The sequence below is a fragment of the Niallia circulans NBRC 13626 genome, assembly GCF_001591585.1.
GTDB lineage: Bacteria > Bacillota > Bacilli > Bacillales > Cytobacillaceae > Niallia > Niallia circulans.
In genome coordinates, this window is the sequence record NZ_BCVE01000005.1 from 233,906 (window position 1) to 242,995 (window position 9,090).

Annotated in this window: 9 protein-coding genes; 1 reads left to right on the top strand and 8 read right to left on the bottom strand. The window is 37.7% G+C overall.

The window, feature by feature from the left end:
* Positions 1-111: 111 nt before the first annotated feature.
* On the top strand, positions 112-570 hold the full coding sequence (locus BCI01S_RS08685) for a DinB family protein (protein WP_047944468.1): 459 nt from the start codon (positions 112-114) through the stop codon (positions 568-570).
* 124 nt (positions 571-694) lie between these two features.
* On the opposite strand, the gene BCI01S_RS08690 is transcribed toward BCI01S_RS08685, so the two are convergent.
* The 8 genes from BCI01S_RS08690 to BCI01S_RS08725 form a co-directional block, all read right to left on the bottom strand.
* Complete coding sequence (locus BCI01S_RS08690) at positions 695-1,675, bottom strand: Gfo/Idh/MocA family protein (RefSeq protein WP_061798133.1); 981 nt, start codon at positions 1,673-1,675, stop codon at positions 695-697.
* A gap of 13 nt (positions 1,676-1,688) precedes the next feature.
* Entirely contained in the window at positions 1,689-2,522 is an 834-nt protein-coding gene (locus BCI01S_RS08695; protein WP_047944470.1) for a sugar phosphate isomerase/epimerase family protein, read from the bottom strand.
* 48 nt (positions 2,523-2,570) lie between these two features.
* On the bottom strand, positions 2,571-3,557 hold the full coding sequence (locus tag BCI01S_RS08700) for a Gfo/Idh/MocA family protein (RefSeq protein WP_047944471.1): 987 nt from the start codon (positions 3,555-3,557) through the stop codon (positions 2,571-2,573).
* Positions 3,554-4,567, bottom strand: coding sequence for a Gfo/Idh/MocA family protein (locus tag BCI01S_RS08705; protein ID WP_061798137.1), 1,014 nt, complete (start codon positions 4,565-4,567; stop codon positions 3,554-3,556). Before BCI01S_RS08705 ends, BCI01S_RS08700 begins: the two co-directional genes overlap by 4 nt.
* Positions 4,568-4,616: 49 nt before the next feature.
* Positions 4,617-5,378, bottom strand: a complete 762-nt coding sequence (locus tag BCI01S_RS08710; protein WP_082138436.1) for a carbohydrate ABC transporter permease — start codon at positions 5,376-5,378, stop codon at positions 4,617-4,619.
* Between the two features lie 63 nt (positions 5,379-5,441).
* On the bottom strand, positions 5,442-6,368 hold the full coding sequence (locus BCI01S_RS08715) for a carbohydrate ABC transporter permease (protein ID WP_047944486.1): 927 nt from the start codon (positions 6,366-6,368) through the stop codon (positions 5,442-5,444).
* Between the two features lie 94 nt (positions 6,369-6,462).
* On the bottom strand, positions 6,463-7,719 hold the full coding sequence (locus tag BCI01S_RS08720) for an ABC transporter substrate-binding protein (RefSeq protein ID WP_061798139.1): 1,257 nt from the start codon (positions 7,717-7,719) through the stop codon (positions 6,463-6,465).
* Between the two features lie 60 nt (positions 7,720-7,779).
* A complete protein-coding gene (locus BCI01S_RS08725; RefSeq protein ID WP_047944475.1) occupies positions 7,780-8,985 on the bottom strand; it encodes an ROK family transcriptional regulator in 1,206 nt (401 codons plus the stop codon).
* Positions 8,986-9,090 lie beyond the last annotated feature (105 nt).

The window sequence follows — 9,090 nt, forward strand, 5'->3', positions numbered from 1 at the left end:
TTTTGTCAATAAATCCTTCATACATTAGTCATACTTTTAACTCAGGAACAATAAAGGAATATTACAGATGGCAATCGAATATTAAATTTTAAAAGAAGGAGGAATAGAATCATGCAAAAGGTTGTGGAGGGAATAAATTATTGGATAAAAAGATTACCAGAAGAATTCAAATCTATGTCTGAAAATAGTTCTTCTCATCGTCCCATGCCAAACAAATGGTCAAAAAAAGAAATTTTAGGGCATCTTTGTGATTCAGCGATAAATAATATAGAAAGGTTTATCAAAATTCAATATGAAGAACCAGTGTATGCTATCCAATCATATGACCAAGATCATTGGGTAAAGATGCAAAATTATCAGGATAGACCACTTGATGACATAATAGATCTGTATCAAGCACTCCATAAACAAATGGTTCATATTGTGAAAAATGTTCCGCACGAAAAGCTTTCCTATCTTTGCGACATAGGAAATAATCAGCATAAAACACTAGAGTGGCTGATACAAGATTATCTTGAGCATATGGAACATCATATTCACTCTCAAATCTTAATCGAAAAATCTTATTAAAAGAAAAGACACACATCAAAATCTACATGCTATATTTATAACCCCGTTCTCCTTTTAGAACGGGGTTATAAATAGGAAGTCAATCTAAAAAAGTCATATTGTCATTTTATCAATAGAAATCTTTTTACAAAGAATAATAATTACTTAAAGAAATAGGCTCTCCATTTTCATGAGAATCATTTGCAGCAAGGGTAGCAGCTAATGTTTGAACACCATTTTCATAGGATGACAGGATTAATTCTGGCTGATTGGCAGCAATCGCTTCAATGAAAGCTCGATCCTGGGCCTCATAATAATTCAACTTTGGTCGATACGTAGTAGTTGAAAATTCATCTGTAATCGTTATATTGGAACCGTTAAAAGCAACACGGAAATTCTTCCCTAAAATTTCTAGACCCATCCGGTGATCTGGTTGTATAAAAGAGCAGCCTAATTGGCCGATTGCCCCGTTCCTTAAAGTGAAATTGACCGAAGTGACATCTGGTATATCAATATGAGGAATATCCTTTGAAACCAATAGATTCATATTTGCATAGATTTTATCTATATCTCCTGCTAAATAGCGAATTAAATCCAAAATATGTGTGGCTTGTTCTACTAATTGTCCACCTGATTTGGATTGTTCCCGATACCATGGAGTTGGAACAAATTTTGTTAAATAATAGCTGTTAACCATCGCAATTTGTTTGCCTTGTAGATACTCTTTTGCTTTTGCCACTGTATCTAAGTACCGTAAACAGTATCCTGTAGCACAAATAATCCCAGAAGCTTTAATAACCGCAGTTTTTCTCTTTACATTATCCAGATTTAATCCAACAGGTTTTTCTACCATAATATGAATGCCCTTTTTAGCAGCCTTTTCCTCGATATCCCCATGGGCAAATGGAGGGACACATATAAAAAGTGCATCCAATGCGGTCTCTTCCAGCATCTTGTCTACATCTGTATATGCTGGAATATGATATTTCTTCCCTACAGCTGTTGCTTGGTCTTCGGATATATCACATACCGCTGCCATTTCTGCCTGTTCAATCAAAGCAATATTCTTCAAATGTACGGATCCAATCCCCCCGACACCTATAAAGCCTACACGAACTTTTCTCATACCGGACACTCCTCTAAGGGCTAACCTTTTTCAGATTTAACACGACATCCAGATGCTTGGATGTGTCTTGGGCAAGATACTCTGGCCCAAATGCATAGGCTGGTATTTCAGCGGTTACTGTATCCTTATAGCCTATGTTCTTTAATGCTTGGTACACTTTTTCCCAATTTACATCCCCTGCTAATAATGGAACAAAGCCAGTAATATTCCCAACGTTCAGTTTAAAATCCTTAACATGAACTTTTCGGATTCGCTCCCCTAATATGGCAATCCATTGTTCTGGATAGCCATATTGTAATGTATTGCCGACATCATAATAAGCGCCAATATAATCGGAGCAGAACTCATCAATATACCTTGCCATTTCTAAAGGAGAAAGTAGAAATTTATTCCATACGTTTTCGATTCCCACATGAATATTATGTTTTTCAGCTAATGGCAGAACTTTTCTTAACTCATCTTGACTACGCCTATAACAATCAAGGTAAGACGTTTCTTCATTAACTACCCCTGGGACAACTAAAACAGTGTCTGCCCCAATATATCCGGCTAACTCTATTTGTTTTTCTACCACTTTTCTCCCTTGTTCCCGCACCTTTTCATCTCGATGGGAAAGAGGGAACTTCCATAATAGATTCGTAGAAATACTGCTTAAACGTAAACGATAATGCTCAGCCATTTCTCGAATTTGTTTTGCTTCTTCCCTTGACGTATTCATTGTAAGCCCAATGCCATCTATACTTACATTGAGCTCTACTGCATCAAAGCCAGCATCATGACTGTACTTAAATACCATCTCTAATGGTGTATCATCGGGATAGCACCACTGATTAATCCCCTTTAGCATCTTTATTCCTCCCTAAATAGCATCCCTTCATACAGCTATATCTATTGATTATTTGATTCCATTCTTTTCTATCAAAACAGGCCTTTTGCTTTTCACAGATTCATAGCCTGCAAGAGCAACCACCATTGCTTTCAGGCCATCTTCCCCTGTTATAGTAGGTGCAATTCCCTTCATCACATTTGCAACAAAGTCTTCTACAAGATCTTGGTTCATATCATCTCCCCAATAATCCCATTTTGCTCCCTCTGCACTATACACCTCACTTTTCTGCGCAAAGGCATCTACTGACAATGTTCCCTTCGTCCCGATTATTTCTAATGTAACGTCTCCCCATGTTGGGAATGTCTTATTTCTTGACCAGCTACAATCAATAGAAGCAAACACATTGTTTTCAAATTCCATTGTGACGATTCCGCAATCATCTATCTCATAATCAGAAAAGAGATTATCTACTTCCGCATAGACTTCTTTCACATCTGAATTCATATACCATCGCATAATATCCACAAGGTGAACCGTATGATCCATTACAGCACCGCCGCCTGATTTTTCTTTGTCTACGAACCAGCCGCCTGGGTTAGTACCGCGATTCGTTCCTTTTATAGCAATAATACTGCCAAGTTCCCCTGTCTCGATTATATGTTTCGCTTTTGCTATTGGTGTACTAAAGCGTACAGGGAAAGCAATTTGCAGGAATACATTATTTTCTTTGCAAACTTCAATCATTTGCAATGCGTCCTTCCTATTTGTCGCAATCGGCTTTTCACATAAAACATGTTTCCCCTTCTTTGCTGCAGCAAGCACATGTTCATGATGCTTATAATTTTCGGAAGTAATGATGACAGCATCTATAGCTTGGTCTAATAGATCTTCATAGTTTGAGTAGTAATTGGTACTGTATTTCTTTGCTGCTTCTGTACCACGGATTTCCTGGTCATCTGCGATTCCTGCTAACTCTACTCCATCGATTTTCTTTAATGCCTCTGCATAGGCGTACGCATGGCCATGAGCAAAACTAATAATTCCTACTCTCATCGTCTTACCTCCATTTCTTGTTTACGCAATTCTACTACTTTTCCTTCCTTTAGTGACTCGATAGCAGCTAACGCAATTTCCATTGCTTTATACGCATCTAAGGGAGTCACAATCGATTCCTCCTTATTCTTGATGCATGAAATAAAATGTTTTAATTCTGTTATATATGGATTTTCTTTTAATGGACTTTCCGGCACGGCGACCCCAGCTGAACCTGTATTATTGTGATTAATACCTTTTACAAGCGGAGTTGATTTCGAGCTATCATAGTGAATAATTCCTTTTTTTCCAGCTATTTCAAATTTTGTTGCGAAATTTTGGTGAGCCCAAGTTCCTTCCAAATGAGCAATTACTCCGCTTTCAAAGCGCAGTGTCACTAATGCATAGTCTAATTTTGCCATCGCTCTTCCTTGGGCACTTTTGGCATAGACTCGCTCTACCTCACCGAAGCACCAGCGTAAATAATCAAAATCATGAATCATTAAGTCTAGCACTAATCCACCACTGCTGTTATAGTCTGCATACCAATCTCTAGAAGCAGATGGAAAGCCTCCGCCTCTTTTCGTATTTACAACACCTGGCTTGCCAATTTTCCCTTCTTCTATCATTCGCTTTGCGCGCTGGTATTCCAGAAAAAACCGCACGACATGACCTACAAAAAGCTTCACGCCCTTTTCCTTGCAATAGTCGATCATTTCTTTGGCGTCCCTTAAATTGCGAGCCAATGGTTTCTCACAAACAACTTGGAAACAATCATCTGCTGCTTTTATGACATATTCCTTATGAGATGGAGTAGGAACACAAACAGACACAACATCAACAGCACCAAGGCTTTCGATCGCTTCCTCATAGCTTGCAAATGCCTGAACTCCTATTTTTCTTGCCAATTCTTCCGCTTTTTCCAGGTTTTTGTCCACAATTCCAGCTAATTGAACATCATCCATGGTTGAATAAGCGAAGGAATGAGTACTCCCCATTGTTCCGGCGCCAATAACTAATGCTTTTAACATATACACACACTCCCTATTCTATTTATCAATTCTTTCTCCTTCTAACTAGCTATCTTCTAACTCCTCCAAGTGCAATCCCTGCCAGTAAATGCTTTTGCAGAAAAATAAACATGAACAACATGGGAATCGTGGACAAGACAGCACCAGCCATTAACAGCGGATAGTCCGTAGAATATTGTCCTGAGAAGGTGGAAATCCCAACAGACAATACTCTCATTGACTCAGAGTTTGTCATAACAAGCGGCCATAAGAAATCATTCCATGCTGCGAGAATCGTAAAGATTCCTAAAGCAGTAAGGGCTGGTGTCGAATTTGGTAAAATAATTCTCCAATAGATTCCAAAGTACGAACAGCCATCAATTTTAGCTGCTTCATCCAACTCCTTTGGAATGCCCATAAAGAATTGGCGCAGCAAAAAGGTACCGTAGGCACTGAAAATGCCTGGAACAATCAAAGCGAAGAATGTATCAATCCAGCCCAGCTGTGTTAATGTTGCATAATTTGGTATTAAAATTACTTGAGCAGGTACCATAAGCACGGATAGCATTAAAATAAAGAGAACATTTTTCCCAGGAAAATTTAAACGGGCAAAAGCAAATGCAGCTAAAGAACATAAAATAAGTTGACCAATCGTTCTACCTAAAGTGAGAATAATCGTATTCAGATAATATTTTAAAAAATCCACAGCTTCAAAGACGTTCCCGTAATTCTCGAAATGCCATTCCTTAGGGATAATCGTCGGCGGAACTTGCATAGATTCTCCAAAAGATTTCAGAGAGGTAGAAATCATCCAGAGAAATGGCACAATCATGATAAAAGCTCCGATAATGAGCAGTAAATGTCTAGAAACCCGCTTCAAGCAAATCCCCCCTTATTATGAATCGTAATAAACCCATTTCTTTTGGAAAATAAATTGAATAATGGTCATCAATAGAATGGCAAGAAACAAGATAAATGCTTGGGCAGAAGCAATCCCCATTTCACCATACTTAAAGCCTGATTCGTAAACGCCATACACAATCGTACGCAGTGGTTCTAGTAGCGCTGTACTATTACCAATCATGACAAATAATAAGTCGAATACTTGTAAGGAACTAATCATTCCTGTTATAAAAACAAAGAAAATAGTAGGTGTTAATAGTGGTAAGGTAATGCTAAAAAACTTCCGAGCCCTTGAAGCACCATCAATGTCGGCCGCTTCATAATACGTTTTTTCTATTCCTTGAAGTCCCGCTAAGATTAAAATGATATTATTGCCGACACTCATCCATATGTAGACGATAATAACGGATATTAAGGAAATCTTCGGGTCAAATAACCACGATGGCTGCGGAAGATGAAAGATACCTAGAATGTAGTTAATTAAGCCATAATCGGTGTTATATAGCCATTTCCATACCATCCCAACGGCGACCGGCATCGTAACTACCGGCAAGAAATACAAGGTACGATAAAAGACAATACCTTTTATTTTTTGATTCAGCATGACTGCTATAAAAATCGCTATAATGACAGTAAATGGAACGGAAATAAAGGTAAATACTGCTGTATTAATGATCGAACGAAGAAAGGAAGAATCAGTAAATAATTGGATCAAATTTCCCAATCCTACATATTCCGGCGTGGAAATACCATTCCATTTTGTAAAGGACAAAGCAAATGAGGCAAGTGCAGGAAAAATATAAAACATAAACAGCCCTAACATGGTGGGAGCAATAAATAAATAGGCAGCAATGGCTTCACGATTAAATTTCTTTCTCTTTCTTGCCACAGTCTCTGGGCTCTTCTTATTCACTACCATCGTTTCCAATCGTAACTCTCCCTTCTTTCTTGAATTTCCCCCCTTCCCTTTCCATTAGGAATCAATGAAAAGGGAAATTACATTTAAAACCAGCTTAATCCTTCTGTTCTTCTTCCAAAATCGCATTCATTTCAGCAGCAATTTTATCTAAAGCCTCATCAATCGATTTTTGTCCTAAGAAGGCACCTTGGATTTCCGTTGTTTCAATATTTTGCCATTCTGATGTTTTTTCGGAAACTGGATATGGGACTGCTTTTTCAAGCGCATCTAAGAATATTTGTAAATCAACATTCGGCAGAGAATCTAACCAAACCTTACTAATTTCCATATGGGCTGGTGTAGCAAATCCTGTCTCAGCCATCACCGTTGTTCCTTCTTTATTAGATAAGCTTTTAATTAGTTCCCAAGCCAAATCTTCATTTTTTGTTTTGCTATTCATTGCCCATCCAATACCATGGACAATGGATGTATCTACTTTTCCTTTCGGCAGGGGCGCTACCCCTAAATCCTCTCCAAGAACCTCTTCATACTCAGCTGCATGAACAGAAATTTCTGGAGTCATAGCCACCTTCTGAGACATGAACCACTGATCTGCATCTGTTTCGATTTGTGCCTGCACGGTCGGAGAAATCTTCTTTTCAATTAATCTATTCAAAAATGCAAATGCTTCTTTTGCTTCTGGTGTGTCAAATCCAGACTTTGTTTTGTCTTCACTGATGACATAACCACCTGCTTGATGCATTAAGTTATAGTAGCCTGATTGATTTCGCACAACTTGATTTAAATAGCCATAGACTCCTTCGTCCGGTTTTGTAAGCTTTGCACCAACTGTCTCTATGTCTTCCCAAGTCCAAGTTTCATCAGGGTAATCTACGCCTGCTTCATCAAACAATTTTTTGTTGTAAAATAGGCCAATAGAATCTACAAAATATGGAGCAGCATATAGTTTATCTTCATAGGAATAAAGATCCACAACGGCTGGATAATAATTTTCCTTGGCGAACTCTTCGTCTCCTTGAAGAAATGGTTCTAAATCTTTAATCAAATCAGAAGTTACATATTGATAAAAGTTGGGGCCATTCATCCAAAAAATATCTGGACCACTACCACCTCCCAGACTTGTTCGCAACTTTGTCCAGTACTCCGCAAACGGAGTATAAGTAACTTTTACATTCACATCAGGATGTTCTTTTTTGAACGACTCAATCGATGCATCAACAGCAGCACTAACATTTTCATCCCATAATGCAACTTCTATCGTTTTCTTTCCATCACCCGATGACTTCCCGCCACATGCCACAAGCATGATGGAGATCAACACAAAGATACAAAGGCTTAATAACTTTTTCATAATACCCCTCCATTTTCCCTCTAATAATGACTGAATATTCTTTTAATACCTTTCCACTCTTTATAATTGAAAACGAAATTTCCCTTGAAGAATGACCGCTGCCGCTCCCAATAAGTCAAAATCCGAACCCAAAGAAGTACTTTGAATGTTTATGTCCTCTTTTAATATAGGAATCACCATTTCAGATAATTTCTCTCTTATCTTTTTGATAAATAAGGGATTATCCTGTACGACTTCTCCACTTATTATGATTATTTCTGGATTTAGTAAGTGAATCGTATTAGAAATTGCAATCGATAAGTAGCTGATAATTTCATCAAGAATTTCGATACTTAACTTATCATTCCGTTTAATTGCTTCAATAAAAATTTCAGGGGTAAGTTTTCGGACGTCATTTTCAATTAAATTTTTTATTAACGTATCACGCCCTTTAGTTAGGATGGAGGAAACGATACTGGAATAAATAGCTGGCCAGTTTACATAGTTTTCTAGACATCCATTGTTTCCACATTCACACTTTGAACCACCTGGGACAACAGTTGTATGCCCAATTTCTCCAGAGCTTCCTTTGAATCCACGATAGATGGTCCCATTAATCATCAAACCGGATCCTACACCATCTCCTATAGTGAGATACATGATATCTTTATAGCTGTTAAAAGAACCAAAATAATATTCTCCCACCGCAAATGCATTTACATCATTATCTAAAAAGGTTGGTAAGTTAAACTTTTCTTCTATCATTTCTGTTAGCGGAACATCATAAAGCTTAAGTTTGGTGTTATAACCAATCATCCCGTTATTGGAATCTACAATGCCAGGAGTTATGATGGAAATCCCTTCGCAAAACTCTAATCGGTCATTCCCTGCGACAAACTGTTCCAATAAGTCTATCAAAAGCAAAATAATATCATCACCTTGAAGCTGATTTACTGGATGAACGTTCTTCCTTAAAATTTTTCCTTCTAAGTCCATGTCAGCCATTTTGATATAAGAATTAGTGATAGATATAGCTATAATGGAATGCTTACTCGGGTTAAAGCGAAGTAATACCGGCTTTCGCCCGCCACTGGAATGACCAACACCATCTTCAATTACCATGCCTTTACGAATTAAATCATTGACAGCTGATGTAACGGTAGTAGGGCTTATTTTTATTTCTTTTGCAACCTGACTTCTTGAAATCGGTCCTTTTTTTCGGATCGTATCTAAAATAATGGATCGATTTAATTCTTGTATGAGCTTTAAATCCCCTGTTCTTTGCACAAATGAAATCCTCTCCCTCTACTTACTTTTACCAATGACTTTAAAAAGAAATGAAAATGCTACTTGAAATGAAATATAAATTAGTTCGACTAGGATGAGTATGGT

What these genes read in the sequence shown, in the direction of transcription:
- BCI01S_RS08685 (WP_047944468.1), top strand. Translation starts at nt 112, where the DNA reads ATGCAAAAGGTTGTGGAGGGAATAAATTATTGGATAAAAAGATTACCA.
- BCI01S_RS08690 (WP_061798133.1), bottom strand. Translation starts at nt 1,675, where the DNA reads ATGAGAAAAGTTCGTGTAGGCTTTATAGGTGTCGGGGGGATTGGATCC.
- BCI01S_RS08695 (WP_047944470.1), bottom strand. Translation starts at nt 2,522, where the DNA reads ATGCTAAAGGGGATTAATCAGTGGTGCTATCCCGATGATACACCATTA.
- BCI01S_RS08700 (WP_047944471.1), bottom strand. Translation starts at nt 3,557, where the DNA reads ATGAGAGTAGGAATTATTAGTTTTGCTCATGGCCATGCGTACGCCTAT.
- BCI01S_RS08705 (WP_061798137.1), bottom strand. Translation starts at nt 4,567, where the DNA reads ATGTTAAAAGCATTAGTTATTGGCGCCGGAACAATGGGGAGTACTCAT.
- BCI01S_RS08710 (WP_082138436.1), bottom strand. Translation starts at nt 5,378, where the DNA reads ATGATTGTGCCATTTCTCTGGATGATTTCTACCTCTCTGAAATCTTTT.
- BCI01S_RS08715 (WP_047944486.1), bottom strand. Translation starts at nt 6,368, where the DNA reads ATGGTAGTGAATAAGAAGAGCCCAGAGACTGTGGCAAGAAAGAGAAAG.
- BCI01S_RS08720 (WP_061798139.1), bottom strand. Translation starts at nt 7,719, where the DNA reads ATGAAAAAGTTATTAAGCCTTTGTATCTTTGTGTTGATCTCCATCATG.